The following is a 15,197-nucleotide window of genomic DNA, read 5'->3' on the forward strand; positions in this document are numbered from 1 at the left end:
ATGGAATTATTATACAGGCAGGGAGGGCAGCAGGAATGGAAGAGGCAGCCATTGATCTCCTCACGTTTATATCAGCCGTGGTGGTTTCGGGGATGTTTTACAGGCGCATGGTGGTTGATATCAAGCTGTTGAAAAAGAGAAAGCAGGATATCTCAGGTCTTTTTCCAGTAGATACTACGTTAACGATGCAGCAGTGGAAGTTTTTGAAAGAAAACTTAAGTGTGGATTATTTCAATTTTTATGACTATCAGCGAACCATATATGCCGGAGAAATACTTTATCGGATTGAGTACCGGCGGATATCAGAAGAAACAGCGAAAATGATCAATACTTTTTATAAGGGCAAGAGTGCATAGCTGCAAGCAGGAATTGGCATTAACGAAAAGAATAACCCGGTCCGCCTTCTGCGTGACCGGGTTATGGTGAGCCGTCTTTATTTCATATCTTCATCCGTAACAACGTTTGTAGATTCACCAATCGCATAAATGTCACGGTCTTCGTCCTCTACGACAACTCGTTCGTTAACAATATATTCTTCCTGTGCAGGATCGGTTTGATTTTGCTGCTGGGATTCAGCCTGTTTTTGTTCTGATTTTTGTTTCATCTCGTTCACTTTTTCTTTGCCTTTGTTCACTTTATCATTCACGCTGCTTTTCACGTTTTCTGTTTTCTCTTTTACAGAGTCTCTTGCATTTGCTGTCTTTTCTTTCGCCTGCTGGGTTTTCTCCGCAATATCGTTGCGCATTTGCTTTCCGCTCTTAGGTGCAAGAAGCATACCTGCTACATATCCGACTACGCCGCCTGCAAGAGCGCCCATGCCCATTTGCTTTGCGGTTTCTTTGCTGCTTTTGTTGGTACCCGGCACAAGGTTTGAGCGTTTTTCAACTTCGGATACGATCTGGTTTACGGAGCGGCCGCGTGCGCCTACTACCGGAACCTTTGAAGTCTGATCGGTAAAGTCCTGGTTAGTTCGGGCGACATACATATCAAATTTTTGGATTTTATTCGGGCCTGTTACCATTTTTGCTTTATATCCTCGCTTTTCAAGCACTTTCTTTACATCGGTAAGTGGTTGTTCAACTGCAACTTTTGCCATTTATACCATCCTCCTATTAATCATTATCATCCGCTTATAATAATCAGTACCCACTCCTATCTCGTGTTAAACGAATGTTTCTTCTTCGGAATCCGGCTCTTAAAGACAAGGCTCTGTTAAACGCTAGTGTTGATTTCCGCTGCAGGTACTCGCTTTCACCCAAGGGCACAAGTGCGACATCCGTTTCTGCTTCCCTCCGGTCGCACTCACGGTGTCTTCCTTGCCGCGGGGCGGGCGGTGAGCCTCCTCATCGCTATCGCTCTTGCGGGGTCTCACCTTTCCCGCTAATCCCGCAGGACGTTGAATAAGCTTCTTTGAAAAGACACCGCACGAAGAAAATTGACTTTTATTTTCGAGGAGTCTCGCACCTTCCACTCCAATCAACTAGTGAAAAAATCAATATTGTGCTTTAACAGAGCCAAAGACAATAGAAACAGTCACCGCTTAGATTTCGGTCCGCAGGTTCCATAATTCCGGAAAAAATCGGTGATCCAGCACTCTTTTCAAATAATTGACGCCAGAGGATCCGCCAGTGCCTTTTTTGAAACCGATGATCCGCTCGACCGTCTTCATATGACGGAACCGCCACTGCTGGAGCCAGTCTTCAATATCAACCAGTTTTTCGGCAAGCTGGTATAAGTCCCAGTTGTCTTCGACATTTTGATAAACGGAAAGCCATGCCTCCCTGACCGATTTGTTTTCATGGTAAGGTTCTGAATAATCCCGTTCCAGAACTTCTCTGTCTATGGCAAACCCCTCCCTGGCCAGCGTCTGAATGGCTACGTCATAAAGACCGGGTGACTGAAAAGCGGCGGTCAGCTTGCGGTGCAATTCCGGGTCCTTTTCGTATATTTTTAAAACATGCGGCGTCTTATAACCCAGCGCAAATTCAATCAAGCGGTATTGATAAGACTGAAAGCCCGACGCCTGGCCGAGAAAGTCGCGGAATTCCATATACTCAGCCGGTGTCAGCGTCGACAGGACATCCCACGCTTGAATGATTTGCGACTGTATTTTGGAAACCCGCGCAAGCCGTTTGAATGCTGTCTGCAGGTCATCCTCCTGGATGGATGAAATAGCTGCATTCGTCTCATGCAGAATCAATTTCATCCACAATTCACTGACCTGGTGGATGATGATGAACAGCATTTCATCATGGTGTTCCGACAGCCTGTCCTGGCTTGACAGGAGCCGGTCCAGCTGCAAGTACTCCCCATAGGTCATGTTTTCGGAGAAGTCGGTATGTATCCCGTTCTCGTTATGATGATCTTGCCCGTTCCCTCTGTTCCCTTTATTCATTCTGCCACCTCCAATTTATGAGTCAGAAGACCGAAGCACTGCCCGGACTGGACTGCCGTCTGACCCTTTGATCGCAAGCGGCAGTGCAATGAGTTCATAACTGCCCGGCGATATGTTTTTGAGAACTAGATTTTCTAAAATATGAATGCCGTTTTCTGCAAATGAATGATGGGCAGGAAGTTCTTTACTGTCAAGCGGGTCTACTGAAGGCACATCAACCCCGACAAGCACAACCCCTTTCTCTTTTAAAAACGGACCCAATTCCGCAGAGAGGTTAGGAATGCTCTCAGGGAACGCGTCTGTGCCGGCACTGGATGTCTTCAGCAGCAACCGGCGTGTTCCTTCGATCTCCACATCATCAAACAGCCGGCTGTTAATCTCTGAATGGCCGGATACATCCACTACTGCCGCTTTTCCGATATATACGTTAACATCAAGGCTGAGGATATCTGTACCGTCATCCGCAAAATGGAACGGTGCATCCGCATGCGTTCCCATATGGACGCTCGTTGTTATTCGGCCAACATTGACAGAACCGGTTTCTTCTTTTGTTGCGGCTGTCGTATAATCAAAAGGCGTGTCACCTGGCCAGTGCCGCATTCCATTATGAAGGGGCTGGGAAATATCGACCCATCCGCCTTCTTTCTCAAATTTGCCTTTCATGCTATGCCACCACTCCCCGTTTATTTTCAAATTTTTTATATTCTTCCTCATCCATAATCCTTTTCAGAGCCTGCACCGTTTCCCACACCTCAGTGAATGTGTTGTAAAGTGCGACTGGCGCAAGCCTGATCCCATTCGGGGAACGGAAATCAGGGATGATGCCGTTTGCTTTCAGCGCCTTGCTGATCCGGGCCGCTTCCGGATGTTCCAAAAACAGATGCCCGCCCCGTCCGGTGTCTTTTTCCGGGTTCCGAATCACAAAACCGTGTCCGGCCAATTCGTGTTTGATCAGATCCAGCATGTATCCTGTCAGCTTGAGTGACTTGGCTCGGATCTGTCCGATTCCCGCCTCCTCAAAAATCTCCAGTGAACCGAGCAGCGGCGCGAGGCTGAGTACATGCGGAGTGCCGATCTGATAAGCACCGGCATCATCTGCATGTGAAAGTTCATGATCCATATCAAATTGCTTTTCTTTTTTGGAACTGAACCACCCTGAAAGACCGGGTCTTCTGCCAAAGTGCTTTTTGTTCACATATAGTGCTCCGACCGCCCCAGGTCCTCCATTCAAATGTTTATATGTGCACCATACCGCGAAATCGACGCCCCACTCACTCAGTTTATGGGGAATGGCGCCTGCCGAGTGGGCCAGATCAAACCCGATAATGATGCCGCGCTTATGGGCTTCATCTGTGAGGCGTTCCATGTCAAGAATCTGCCCGCTTCTGTACAGCACACTCGGCAGCAGAATCACCGCGACATCCTCGTTCATCGCTTCAATGATATTCTCTTCCTTCAGGAAATGGCCGTCTTCACTTTCCACCCGCAGCAAATGTTCATCCGGATCAAACCCCTTCAGGAGCAATTGGCTTTGCAGTGCATAAATATCAGAAGGAAATGTCAGTTCATCCGCCAGGATTTTCGTCCGGCTTCCCTCCGGTTCATAAAACGTGGAAACGAGCTGGTGAAGATTGACGGTGATTGAACCCGATGCAACCACCTCTTCAGGTTCGGCGCCCACGAGAGCCGCCATTTTTTCACCGATTGTTTCCGATAAATAAAACCACGGATGCTCTCCTTCCGTCCAGCCGTCGATTCCATACGTTTTCCAGGAATCCATGATGCCGAGGAGGGATTGCTCGGCCCGTTTTGAAAGGAGGCCAAGCGAATTACCGTCAAGATAAGTGGTGCTTTCCTTTATGTAAAACTCTTTTCGGAAAGAGGCAAGCGGGTCTTCCCCGTCAAGCTTTTGCGCATATTTTTTACTGTATATCTCCAGGTTTTCACCCATATGTTCTCCTCCTTTGACAGCGCTTTCCTCCATTGTATAAGGATTAGCTCTTTTCTGCCATTATGCCGCAGTTTTTCAGCATTTCCGCCTGAATAACAAAATGGTTTGCTTCTCATACTACATTCGAGGAGGCGATGAGAATGAAAGAACAAATTACAGCAGTACGTAAAAACGGTGATGGCGATATTGTCCAGGTCAAGCTTTCTTCCGGAGAAGTCGTCGATTATAAGCAGGCTCAGCATCTGGCAAAAAATGATAAGATTGAACATGTGAATGTTTTTACAGGCCGTGACGGCGAGGAACATTTGCGGTCTGATGCCGATGGAATTCCTGACAATAATCTGGACAACTTGCCGACTTTTTAACAATCTGTTTGAAAAAACCGCCACGGCGGTTTTTTTTGCAAGACCTGCATAGCCGAAATTTGGCTTTCTTGTCCAAAATAACCGTTCAGTGCCTATAATGTGGGGGCCCATGAACTTATAGGCACTGAATACCTTTTTACGTGTCCGTAATGGTGGAAACCTCGCTTTTATAGGCACGGAATACCCTTTTGCGTGCCCGTAATGTTGGAATCCTCGCTTTTATAGGCACGGGATAACCTTTTGCGTGCCCGTAATGTTGGAACCCTTGCATTTATAGGCACGGAATACCCTTTTGCGTGCCCGTAATGTTGGAATCCTTGCATTTATAGGCACGGGATTCTCTTTTGCGTGCCCAGAATGTTGGAACCCTCGCTTTTATAGGTACGCGTTACCTTTTTGCGTGCCCGTAATGTTGGAATCCTTGCATTTATAGGCACGGGATACCTTTTTGCGTGCCCGTAATGTTGGAATCCTTGCATTTATAGGCACGGGATACCTTTTTGCGTGCCCGTAATGTTGGAATCCTTGCATTATAGGCACGGGATAACCTTTTGCGTGCCCGTAATGTTGGAATCCTTGTATTTATAGGCATGGGATAACCTTTTTCGTGCCCGTAATGTTGGAACCCTCGCTTTTATAGGCACGCGTTACCCTTTTGCGTGCCCATAATGTTGGAACCCTCGCTTTTATAGGCACGCGTTACCCTTTTGCGTGCCCGTAATGTTGGAATCCTCGCTTTTATAGGCACGGAACACCCTTTTACGTGCCCATAATGCAGGGTCCACGAATTTATACGCACGAAAGATTCCGTTTAATGGATCATTTTTACTCTTACACCTAATTTACATGCCTAATCGAATTGCGGCATCTGTCCCATCATAAGACCTCCCCCCATCACCCCGGAATTACAGGTTCCGCCAGCAGTTGTTTTCTATATCACGAATCTCGACATTGTGATGGTGGAAGCCTCTATAGAAATCAACGGCACCATTCACTGCATTTCCTTTTTTTTATAAGGGTAAGACACCGGTTCTTTCCATATGTTAAGTTCGAACAGTTCCTTACTGTTCAACAACTGCACAGGGGTGATTCAGCATGGCAAGGAATAAATTGTTAGTGCCGGGAGCCGAAAATGCAGTCGACCAGATGAAACAAGAAATCGCCGCGGAATTCGGTGTTGAGTTAGGTGCAGACACAACTGCGCGTGCCAACGGATCAGTCGGCGGGGAAATGGTCAAGCGGATGATCAAGTATGCCGAGGAAAACATGCCAAAGCAGCAGTAAGGACTGTTCAAGGGCCGGGAACCATTTTGGTTCCCGGCCACTTATGTACCGGCCCGGCTATTCAGGCTTCCGCAGGATGACCGACTGGAAGTGGAACTTTCCGCCAACGACAGATGCGGGAACCACATTGAAGTATTCAACCGTAAAAAACTCAGAAAGCAAGTCTTTCAACTGTTCATCCTCAAAAAAGGAAAAGAAACGCGCGGGTTTGTACGGGTCCTCTTCCCAGATTCCTTCATGGTCCTTGCCGCCGTATACTCCCATGTAAAAGAGGCCGTCCGGTTTCAACACACGTTTCAAACCTGCCAGCACGCTACGAATTTGAGCTTTCGGCACATGCAGCAAGCAATTCAGCGCCCAGACCGCATCAAGTGACTGTTCCGGAAGATCAATTTCATCAAAGCTCATCACCCTGGCATTGAGCCCTTTGCTGCGGCACAGCTCAACCATTGACGGAGATATATCCGTCGCAAGCACGTCCATTCCCATTTCCTTAAAAAACAAACTGTCCTTGCCAGGGCCCGCTCCAACTTCAAGGAGTGATGTCTTGCCTCTTTCAGCCAGAACCCGGTAAAACACCTCACGCTCCGAACTCTTCCAATCCTGTAGATCGTTTTTCTCCCGTTCGCTTGCATGGTTATCATACGAATCCACGAGTGCATGCTTCAATGCTTCATTAATCATAACGTTACTCCTTTTGTGTACTGTGAACAATTATATCGCAAAAAAGCAGGCGAAAAAACTTCTGTTGAAGTTCCGCCCGCTTATCCGTATCAGCATTTGTCCTTGTCGTCATCCCTCTTCTTTTTGTCATCCTCCTTGCAATCAAAAACAGGAGTTCCGACTGATGAGAAACAACCATCATAAACAGGTGCAGGTTTTGTTGAGACATTCAATTGCTGCTTTTGTAAAACTTTGACCGTAAACTCCACGACCATTTTTTCAAGAAGCCTTGTGAACGTCCCTTCCTCAAACGGGGCATCCGGGCCATCGTGGCATTTTTGGTGGGAAATCACACGGCCCTGGATACGGTTCAGCGCTTCATCGTATTCCACGAAGGTGGCCGAACCGGTCAGTTCACAGTATGGCAATTCGTTGAATGATTCAATTGAATGCATGTCGTGTTCCGACAGATCGTTTGCAAGCAGTTTATCCTTGCCTGGGAATCCAGCCGGAAGCGGCATATCTTTCAAATAACCAAATTCGGTTTCCGTGTTCCCTCTTAAAACGGCAGGCGGATTGATGAATTCTTTGATTTCGACTGTTTCGCTGAACGGAATATCGACCGTCAGTGACCGGATGTTTGAAGTAACGCTTTTTTCCGTAGCGGAAGTCGGAGTTGCATACTGAATATTTTTGCGTACAAACCCTCTGATGAAAAGCTTATTGGTGGGATAAAGCAGCCGACATTGGGTAAGCTTCAGGCGTTTCTTCACTTTTTTGATTTCCAGGACTGGCTCAGGAAATGTGATTTCCTGCTCAATATCTACTTGAACTTTCGGTTCAGCCAAAACGACAGGGATTTTAACCAGGGTCATATCAAGCGTCTCTCCTTTACAATTGGGTACGGTTACAGGATATTCACCAGGTCATGAAAAGGGAATAGACGAAAAACCACTTCTTGTGATGAATAACGGTGTGTCTGAAATGAAACTTGCAACGTTTCTTAAACCGGTTAATCTGAGCAACTGTAAACCAATTTACTTGCAGCGTGTGCCTTAACCCTTTTGACCGGCACTTAACAGGACTTTTACAGCATTCATGAAAACGCGCCGACTGGCGAGCCTTTAGGCGAAAACCAAGGTGCAGCTGCCCATATTTTATACTTAAAACGGTAACTGCTCCGCAACATTTCCTTGCTGGCAATTTCGCTCTTGTACAATAAAAAAAGCCTGCAAAATGCAGGCTTTTTCATGAGGAACCAATGCCCTCTTTCTTGAATAGCTTAATATTAAAGAAGGGGGCTATCAGTCATAGTAGCGGTCACATGAAGGGTCGATCCAGACCTTTTTGCACCTGGACTTCGGCTTACAGTCCTTTCTGCGTTTCTTGCCATAATGGTGGTCGCATTTGTCTTTCTTGTCATGGTAGTCGCATTTGTCCCTCTTGTCATGGTAGTCGCATTTGTCCCTCTTGTCATGGTGGTCACATTTGTCTTTCTTGTCACAGTGGTCATATCCATTATAGCCGTAATGGACGGATTTCTTCCGTTTTGGCTTGCGGGCATTTTCATCGTGACCGTCTTTCATGTCGCAGCAGTGATAACCATAGCCGGTACGGTCGTGTTTCTTGCATTGATTGTAATGCGGATATGGCATATCATCGTTGTTGCCGTTGTCTTCCTCTCCAACATTGATCTGTTGCAGCTGAAGTACTTTCACAGTGAAGTTGACAACCATTTTTTCAATGATTGTAGTGAATGTGCCTTCTTCAAACGGTGCATCAATTTCATCACCGTCTGGGCCGATTACGACTCCCTGTGTACGGTCAAGTGCTTCGTCGTATTCCACAAATCTTGCAGTCCCTGTCAGTTCACAATAAGGCAGTTCATTAAATGACTCTTCATATACAACGTCAAACTCTGACAGGTCGTTTGCCATCAGAGTGTCCTTTGACGAGAACCCGGTCGCAGGCAGTGGCGTATTGCGCAAAAAACCGAATTCGTTCGACTGGTTGAAGCCCAGCATTGCAGGCATGTTGATGAATTCATCCACATCCACATCTTCTGTGAAAGGAATATCAACCGTAAACGAACGGATATTTGAAGTGACAGTTCCATCGTCACCGACAACCGGTGTTGCATACTGGATGTTTTTCCGTATAAATCCCATCAGCAAGATGGTATTTGTTGGAAGCATCAAACGGCATTGGGTCAATTTGAGACGTTTTTTAACTTTCTTGATCTCGAGAACAGGTTCCGGAAAGACGATTTCTTCATCAATTGTGAAGCTTACGTCCTGTTCTGCAAGTACCACAGGGATTTTTGACAGTGGCATCTTGAACATCCTCTCCTTTTTGTAATTGGTGTTACGATAACAGGTTATTCAACCTGTACAAAAAGGAGTGGACGAACGTATCAGCACAAGCATACATTTTTCAAATCCGGACAAGTCAATCTCCAGTATTATTCACCCAAATAGTCCATTTCCAGTTCCCTATGCTCTGCGCTGCCTTCATTCTTCCTGACATAATAAACTTTTGCATCCGGCCTGGAGCTGACCGATTTCACTGGGTCCGTCCCGATGAAATGGAGGGCTGCACAGTCATCCGCAGCATAACCAGGACGCATCCGCCCTTCCGCGATCAAATTTCCAAAGACCGGACGCCGGTATTCCTCACCGTCATAATGAGGACAATGGCTTCCCGGCAGGAAACCCAGCGCTTCCATCGGTTCAAGTTCGTCACCAAAAGAGTCGGTCACTCCTTCTTCAAACCAGCAGATCGAACCTGCGCTTAATCCGGTAAGAACGATGCCTTTTTCCCATGCTCTTTTCAGAATCCGATCGACGCCCCACTCTTTCCAGAGGACAAGCATATTGATTGTATTGCCGCCTCCGACATAAATGATGTCCTTGCTGAGCAGGAACCCTTCCAAATCACGGGTGTGAGGCTTGAATAACGATAAGTGTGACGGCTCGCATTCAAGCTTTTTGAAGGCGTCATAAAAGCGGTTGATATAGCTTTCCGCATCACCGCTTGCCGTAGGCAGGAAGCATACTTTCGGCTTTTGTGCCGGCGACTGCTCCAGTACATATTGATCGAGCAGCGGATTGTCAGGTTCCATCGAAAACCCTCCGCCGCCCATGGCAATAATCTGTTTCATCCTTCTTCCTCCCCACTCGCGTTTTCAGATAAAAAAACGTGTACCGCTTCATTAAATGCCTTTTTCTCCTCCAAGAACGGATAATGATTGCTTTTTTCAAAAATGACCAGCTCAGAACCCGGCATCCTCTGGTGCATTTCAATTGAATAGGAAATCGGGCACTGGACGTCATGGCGGCCGCACAAAATCAGCGTTTTTGCAGTGATGCGAGGAAGCTGCTCAGTTATCCCGAACAGCAAAACCTCTCTTGCGAAAAAATTCATCCGGACTGCAGACATTTTTTTCTGGATTGCCGGATCAAAAAGATCACTGTAATTGTCAGGCTCGTACAGCGACAGCTTTGTCCGTTCCGCTGCCAGCTTCTTACGTTGTTCGGCTGTCAGGCCCAGATTTTTCAGTTCTTCAATCAGTTGCTGCATTTTTTCATATTGTGAATGCGCCGGGTGATATATGCACTCTGGTGATGAGGATGCATATTCTCGTGCGGCTGCACCTGTGATGATCAAGGCGCTGAGTGATACAGAAGCATGGATCCCGTACACCAGTCCAAGCATGCCGCCTGTTGAATGGCCGGCGAAAATCCACCTTTCATAGCCGAGTGCTTCCCGTATCGCCTCCAAATCAAATACCGTTTCAATCATCCCCAGCTGGAACGGTTCGGCAGCCTTCTCAGATCGGCCCGCTTCCCGCAAATTGACGAGAATGACATGATGATCAGGCGTGAACTGTTCCGCATAATGATCTCCCGACTCGTTGAACTCCGAATAAAGGTGCGTGACACAAAGCGGTGTTCCTTCACCTTTTGTGAAAATTTCAAAGTTTCCTCTATTTGTACGTATAATGTTCTGTTTCCATCCGGGCATGTGTTCTCCCCCTCTTCAAGTAATACGAATGGTTCTTGTGTTTTTGAGCGTATATCCTTGTTAATACGTTAAAAAGGGGAGGATTTCCTGTTTTCCGGCCAGCCTTTCAATATGATCTACACCAGCACACCTAGATCCTCACAGAAAAACCGGAAATCCGTGCGTTGAAAAACAAACTGGACAATAGACTTTTTTGAGCTTTCATTTAAAATACTGATTAAAGACAAAATCACCGCAGATTCACTTCTTTTTTTATAAAAAGACAATCTATTTTCTTACATGCTCCCCGCGTTTCACGCCGGATAACCATTTTTTCACACCATACCGGACCCCTTTCGCGCCGTATCCATACAGCTGAATTGCGAGGGAGTCCTTTTCACGCGGAATTCCGTGTTTTACATGCCAAACCTAACACGTTTCACGCGCAATTTCGCGTATTTCACGCCGTATAGCCCCGGTTTCGCACCGGGTAGCCTGTTTCACGCCGCAACTCACAGTTTTCACGCCAAACCGCCGGCCAAACTGCCGAATATCACAGCCCACCCCATAAAAAGCGGGCCGCTCCACGCGGCCCGCCCTATAATCACTCTTTTTCTTTTTTCAATTCAAGTGCTTTAACCAGTTCCTGTCCCATCAGCTCGGAGGAAAACGGGTCGCGGCTGGTCACAATCTGATCGTCTGCCCATACGGCAAATCCGGCCTTTTCCAGATCGCCCTGCTGATACTCGGCGATTTCCCTCATTTCCTGTTCAAGGCTGAACGGCAGGATATCGAGCAATCCTTCCGGTTCGATTTCGTCCGGATAACCGGTTACTTTTTTGCCGGCAATGATGCTTTTGCCATCAGGCCGTTTTGTCCATAGAAGCGGAGCCGGACCGTGGCATTCTGCAGCAACAATGCCGCCGTTATCATAAATTTTGTTGATGATTTTGTGCAAGTCTTCATTTTTCGCAAGGTCATACATTGCGCCATGGCCGCCGACAACCAGTACGACATCGTACTCATCGGGCTTGATTGATGATAATTTTTCCGTTTTATCGGCCCTTCCCGATTCATACAAAGCAGTATATTTCCCGGTTGGATCATAATCTTCAGATATGCTCATTTTATCTATTTGCGGTTTGCCGCCCTCAGGGGAAGCGAGTGTAAGGTGATGATCTGCTTCAAGAAGCAAATTCCACGGGGCAAAAAGCTCTTCAGCCCACCAGCCTGTTTCATAGTTGTTTTCTTCGTCTGTATGGCCGCTTGATAATACGGCTAACACTTTTGCCATAAATATCCCTCCCGTAAAGTGTTTTGGAAACAAAGAAGTTTCATATAAAAACTTCTCTTTTCGGGATTTCCTTTTTCACGGAAGAATAAACGTAAAGGCACCTGTATTCTAAAATGATACTATCAGTAAAGGCCAGGTACTCGGCTCGCAAAAATCGGCACTTCTTTCCTCACTTCGGGTACCTGATCGAATGATACATCTGCCGCCAGCGTCTCTTCCTCTGTCTCGGTGCCTTCCCTGATTACCGTCCCCCACGGATCGATGACCATGGACGTACCGGCAAATGCCACGCCATTATACGATCCGATCCGATTGCACGATAAAACATACATCTGGTTTTCAATCGCCCGTGCAATTTGCAGTGCTCTCCAGTGTTCCCGCCTTGCAGCCGGCCATTCCGCAACGATGTGTAACACTTGGGCCCCTTCAAGAGCAAGCTTGCGGGCGAGTTCCGGAAACCGAAGATCATAACAGATGATCAACCCCATCTTCACGCCATCAAGTTCGAATATCTCAACCTTCTCTTTTCCGCCTTCAAGGTAATGATCCTCATTCAGCATTGGAACAAGGTGAATCTTGTCGTAGCTGTATACGACATTTCCGGTGCGGTCAATCACCATCGCAGTATTATAAAACTTTTCCTCTTTGCGGTTAGCAATCGACCCGCCAATAATATTCACTCCATATTTCCGGGCCAAATCCTGTAAAAAAGAGGTGGTCGGCTCTCCTTCCCGGTCGGCAACTTGACCGAGTTCAGGCAGCGTATAAGCGGTTGTCCACATTTCCGGCAGCACCAGTAAATCAGGCTGTTCCTCATTTGCAACCCGGCCAGCCCACGCTTTCACTTTATTCCGGTTTGCCTCTGGATTCATTGGCACGATATCCATTTGATATATCGCTGCTTTCAACTAAAACACCTCCAAAATACCATCCTTTACTGTACTTCTCTTTACATATCATTTTCCCTTCTAACAGTTTTCACAACCCCCGTTATCGTTCAAGTCAAAAAAACCGCCTCTCCAGACGGAAAGACGGTAACTCCACGATCACGTTGTGTGGCTGACGGGCTTGCTGCGCGCCGTATCCATGCTTTTTCCTTCAAGCAGCGTCAAAATGATCGTCAGGACAAAAAAGATGCTTGAAATTTTAAACAAAACGGCGATATCAACAAACTGGGCGACAACACCAAAAATCAGGCTGCTCAAGCCGATGCCGAGATCGATGGATGAAAAAAACATCCCATTGGCGACGCCCCTGCGCTTCATCGGCGTCATGGAAAGCGTCCACGATTGCAGAGTCGGAATGAGCGATCCGAAACCGATTCCGAAAAGAATCCCCGAAACGGCAATGAGCACACCGGAAGTTGCAAATGACAGGACCCACATGCCGACAAATGAAAGGGATGCACAGAAAATCACCAATCCTTTCGGCCCGTTTCTGTCGAACCACCTTCCGGCGATCGGCCTGGATACGGTGGCCATAACTGCGTTGAACAAGTAGAAAAGGAAAATATTATCGATGCCGCGCTCTTCCCCGAAAATCACGATAAAGGTCACGATCGTACCGTAGCCAAACGTCGCCATCATCGTGACAACAGACGGGTACCAGCTTGATTTCTCGACAAGTGAACCAATATAGGAAAACTTGAGGTCTTCTTTGTTTGTCTCTTTCACCTCTTCAGGTGTATGATATTTGCCGACTGCCAGCAGAGTGAGAGCTACGGCTCCCAGAATCCCCGACACCATAATCAGTTTGGAGAATGTGGTCTGCTGGAAAAGAAAGATTCCAAGGCTCGGCGCAATGATCATCCCGATCGTAATCGAAAGCCCATAATACCCCATACCTTCTCCAAGTCTTGAATTCGGCACGACATCAACTGCTGCCGTACCGTTAACCGTAGTCGACCAGCCCCAGGCAAGGCCGTGGATAAGCCGGAAAACGAGAAAAATGAAAACGACTTGCGTTACCGGATAGATGACCGTAATTGCCAGCAGCGAAGCGGCCCCGATGACAACAAGCGGCTTTCGGTGTTTGTATTCAAGCATATGTCCGATAAACGGGCGGCTCAGTACCGCTCCGACTGAAAATAATGTCGTGACCAGCCCAATTTCCAGGCCGGAAGCGCCAATCGATTTAATATATGGCGGCAGTGTAGGAATCAGCATCTGAAAGCTCATGAACAAGAATAAATTGCCGATCATCAGCATGATGAACGGTTTTGTCCACAGCTGATCTTTCGGTTCCAATCTCATGCTTTTTCCCTTCCTTTCTCTTATACGAAATCTATTGAAGCAGCTGCTTTCCATTCTGTCAGCATGGAAGGCAGAAAAAAAAAGAACCTCCAGTTAAAAAGACACAAAGGTTCGCATACACTACATCTTTAACACAACTACCATACCACGGTGAAACCGGAATAAACCACTCCGGATTATAAACACTTGTATTTCTTTCGGATTCCTAAATATTATCACATGGAAGGGGAAAAAGAAACATAATTTTCAGGCTGGTGTTATGTAGAATGTACAGGGGAAAGGCATGGAAGATTGTTGGCCGTGCCTATAATCGGAGCTGTACGTTCTTTATAGGCATGTAAGACTGGTTCCCGTGCCTATAATCAGAGTTGGGCCTTCTTTATAGGCACGCTAGCCTCTTTTCCGTGCCTATATTCAGAGCTGTACCTGCATTATAGGCACGCTAACCTCTTTCTCGTGCCTATAATCAGAGCTGTACCTGCATTATAGGCACGCTAACCTCTTTCTCGTGCCTATAATCAGAGCTGTACCTGCATTATAGGCACGCTAACCTGTTTCTCGTGCCTATAATTAGAGCTGAACCTTCATTATAGGCACGCTTGCCTCCTTCTCGTGCCTATGATCGGAGTTGTATCTTCATTACAGGCACTGAACATCTATTCAGTGCGGATAATCAGTGCTGAACCTGCATTACAGGTACTGAACCAGCATTCAGTGCCTATAATCGCTCGAATGGACAAAATATAGGGCACTGAATCCTGTTTTCCCTGCACCTATCATACATATACTGCCTTTCCTCTCTGAGTTGAACCCGGTTTGCCACAGAATCCCTAGCTTTTACTATAGTCCCGGAGAATTATTGCCTGTTCCTGTCCAGTTTCCGCGTTTTACTGTCCAAATCGTCTCTCAACACCCCTCCCCAACCCCACTCCCAATTATCCAACTATAAATTCTCCAGCACGCTAAACAATAAAAAAGGCAAGCTGCTTTT

Annotated in this window: 15 protein-coding genes; 3 read left to right on the forward strand and 12 right to left on the reverse strand. The window is 46.9% G+C overall.

Annotated features, from left to right (window positions below):
• The first annotated feature begins 35 nt into the window (after positions 1 to 35).
• Positions 36 to 356 carry a hypothetical protein gene (locus A4U59_RS15585; protein ID WP_070121324.1) on the forward strand — a complete coding sequence of 107 codons (321 nt, stop codon included), beginning with the start codon at positions 36 to 38 and terminating at the stop codon, positions 354 to 356.
• A gap of 77 nt (positions 357 to 433) precedes the next feature.
• On the opposite strand, the gene A4U59_RS15590 is transcribed toward A4U59_RS15585, so the two are convergent.
• The 4 genes from A4U59_RS15590 to kynU all read right to left on the reverse strand — a co-directional run bounded on the left by A4U59_RS15590 (position 434) and on the right by kynU (position 4,346).
• A complete protein-coding gene (locus A4U59_RS15590) occupies positions 434 to 1,096 on the reverse strand; it encodes a YkuS family protein (RefSeq protein WP_070121325.1) in 663 nt (220 codons plus the stop codon).
• A gap of 444 nt (positions 1,097 to 1,540) precedes the next feature.
• Positions 1,541 to 2,395, reverse strand: a complete 855-nt coding sequence (gene kynA, locus A4U59_RS15595; RefSeq protein ID WP_070121326.1) for a tryptophan 2,3-dioxygenase — start codon at positions 2,393 to 2,395, stop codon at positions 1,541 to 1,543.
• Between the two features lie 15 nt (positions 2,396 to 2,410).
• The gene (gene kynB, locus A4U59_RS15600; protein WP_070121327.1) at positions 2,411 to 3,058 is read right to left on the reverse strand and encodes an arylformamidase; all 648 of its coding nucleotides are present in this window, start codon (positions 3,056 to 3,058) and stop codon (positions 2,411 to 2,413) included.
• A gap of 1 nt (position 3,059) precedes the next feature.
• Positions 3,060 to 4,346: a kynureninase gene (gene kynU / locus A4U59_RS15605; RefSeq protein WP_070121328.1), complete on the reverse strand. Its 1,287-nt coding sequence runs from the start codon at positions 4,344 to 4,346 to the stop codon at positions 3,060 to 3,062.
• A 140-nt stretch (positions 4,347 to 4,486) separates the two neighbouring features.
• Here kynU and A4U59_RS15610 point away from each other — a divergent pair, with 140 nt between their 5' ends.
• Both A4U59_RS15610 and A4U59_RS15615 read left to right on the forward strand, forming a co-directional pair.
• Entirely contained in the window at positions 4,487 to 4,711 is a 225-nt protein-coding gene (locus A4U59_RS15610) for a DUF3892 domain-containing protein (RefSeq protein ID WP_070121329.1), read from the forward strand.
• A gap of 1,095 nt (positions 4,712 to 5,806) precedes the next feature.
• Positions 5,807 to 5,995, forward strand: coding sequence for an alpha/beta-type small acid-soluble spore protein (locus A4U59_RS15615; RefSeq protein ID WP_070121330.1), 189 nt, complete (start codon positions 5,807 to 5,809; stop codon positions 5,993 to 5,995).
• A gap of 57 nt (positions 5,996 to 6,052) precedes the next feature.
• Here A4U59_RS15615 and A4U59_RS15620 read toward each other — a convergent pair whose 3' ends face one another.
• The 8 genes from A4U59_RS15620 to A4U59_RS15655 form a co-directional block, all read right to left on the reverse strand.
• Positions 6,053 to 6,679, reverse strand: coding sequence for a class I SAM-dependent methyltransferase (locus A4U59_RS15620; protein ID WP_070121331.1), 627 nt, complete (start codon positions 6,677 to 6,679; stop codon positions 6,053 to 6,055).
• 89 nt (positions 6,680 to 6,768) lie between these two features.
• Entirely contained in the window at positions 6,769 to 7,533 is a 765-nt protein-coding gene (locus tag A4U59_RS15625; RefSeq protein WP_070121332.1) for a DUF3794 domain-containing protein, read from the reverse strand.
• Between the two features lie 429 nt (positions 7,534 to 7,962).
• Positions 7,963 to 8,991 (reverse strand): CsxC family protein, encoded by a 1,029-nt coding sequence (locus A4U59_RS15630; RefSeq protein ID WP_070121333.1) that lies wholly within the window; start codon positions 8,989 to 8,991, stop codon positions 7,963 to 7,965.
• Positions 8,992 to 9,119: 128 nt separating this feature from the next.
• Complete coding sequence (locus tag A4U59_RS15635) at positions 9,120 to 9,818, reverse strand: Type 1 glutamine amidotransferase-like domain-containing protein (RefSeq protein ID WP_070121334.1); 699 nt, start codon at positions 9,816 to 9,818, stop codon at positions 9,120 to 9,122.
• Positions 9,815 to 10,681: an alpha/beta hydrolase gene (locus tag A4U59_RS15640; RefSeq protein ID WP_070121335.1), complete on the reverse strand. Its 867-nt coding sequence runs from the start codon at positions 10,679 to 10,681 to the stop codon at positions 9,815 to 9,817. Before A4U59_RS15640 ends, A4U59_RS15635 begins: the two co-directional genes overlap by 4 nt.
• A 583-nt stretch (positions 10,682 to 11,264) precedes the next feature.
• Complete coding sequence (locus A4U59_RS15645; protein WP_070121336.1) at positions 11,265 to 11,954, reverse strand: type 1 glutamine amidotransferase domain-containing protein; 690 nt, start codon at positions 11,952 to 11,954, stop codon at positions 11,265 to 11,267.
• Between the two features lie 122 nt (positions 11,955 to 12,076).
• Positions 12,077 to 12,862 carry a carbon-nitrogen family hydrolase gene (locus A4U59_RS15650; protein WP_070121337.1) on the reverse strand — a complete coding sequence of 262 codons (786 nt, stop codon included), beginning with the start codon at positions 12,860 to 12,862 and terminating at the stop codon, positions 12,077 to 12,079.
• Positions 12,863 to 13,000: 138 nt separating this feature from the next.
• Positions 13,001 to 14,206, reverse strand: a complete 1,206-nt coding sequence (locus tag A4U59_RS15655; RefSeq protein WP_070121338.1) for an MFS transporter — start codon at positions 14,204 to 14,206, stop codon at positions 13,001 to 13,003.
• Positions 14,207 to 15,197 lie beyond the last annotated feature (991 nt).

The organism is Bacillus marinisedimentorum, from assembly GCF_001644195.2.
GTDB lineage: Bacteria > Bacillota > Bacilli > Bacillales > Bacillaceae_O > Bacillus_BL > Bacillus_BL marinisedimentorum.

What these genes read in the sequence shown, in the direction of transcription:
- A4U59_RS15640 (WP_070121335.1), bottom strand. Translation starts at nt 10,681, where the DNA reads ATGCCCGGATGGAAACAGAACATTATACGTACAAATAGAGGAAACTTT.
- A4U59_RS15630 (WP_070121333.1), bottom strand. Translation starts at nt 8,991, where the DNA reads ATGCCACTGTCAAAAATCCCTGTGGTACTTGCAGAACAGGACGTAAGC.
- kynU (WP_070121328.1), bottom strand. Translation starts at nt 4,346, where the DNA reads ATGGGTGAAAACCTGGAGATATACAGTAAAAAATATGCGCAAAAGCTT.
- A4U59_RS15620 (WP_070121331.1), bottom strand. Translation starts at nt 6,679, where the DNA reads ATGATTAATGAAGCATTGAAGCATGCACTCGTGGATTCGTATGATAAC.
- A4U59_RS15645 (WP_070121336.1), bottom strand. Translation starts at nt 11,954, where the DNA reads ATGGCAAAAGTGTTAGCCGTATTATCAAGCGGCCATACAGACGAAGAA.
- A4U59_RS15655 (WP_070121338.1), bottom strand. Translation starts at nt 14,206, where the DNA reads ATGAGATTGGAACCGAAAGATCAGCTGTGGACAAAACCGTTCATCATG.
- A4U59_RS15635 (WP_070121334.1), bottom strand. Translation starts at nt 9,818, where the DNA reads ATGAAACAGATTATTGCCATGGGCGGCGGAGGGTTTTCGATGGAACCT.
- A4U59_RS15590 (WP_070121325.1), bottom strand. Translation starts at nt 1,096, where the DNA reads ATGGCAAAAGTTGCAGTTGAACAACCACTTACCGATGTAAAGAAAGTG.
- A4U59_RS15615 (WP_070121330.1), top strand. Translation starts at nt 5,807, where the DNA reads ATGGCAAGGAATAAATTGTTAGTGCCGGGAGCCGAAAATGCAGTCGAC.
- A4U59_RS15585 (WP_070121324.1), top strand. Translation starts at nt 36, where the DNA reads ATGGAAGAGGCAGCCATTGATCTCCTCACGTTTATATCAGCCGTGGTG.
- kynB (WP_070121327.1), bottom strand. Translation starts at nt 3,058, where the DNA reads ATGAAAGGCAAATTTGAGAAAGAAGGCGGATGGGTCGATATTTCCCAG.
- A4U59_RS15625 (WP_070121332.1), bottom strand. Translation starts at nt 7,533, where the DNA reads ATGACCCTGGTTAAAATCCCTGTCGTTTTGGCTGAACCGAAAGTTCAA.
- A4U59_RS15610 (WP_070121329.1), top strand. Translation starts at nt 4,487, where the DNA reads ATGAAAGAACAAATTACAGCAGTACGTAAAAACGGTGATGGCGATATT.
- kynA (WP_070121326.1), bottom strand. Translation starts at nt 2,395, where the DNA reads ATGAATAAAGGGAACAGAGGGAACGGGCAAGATCATCATAACGAGAAC.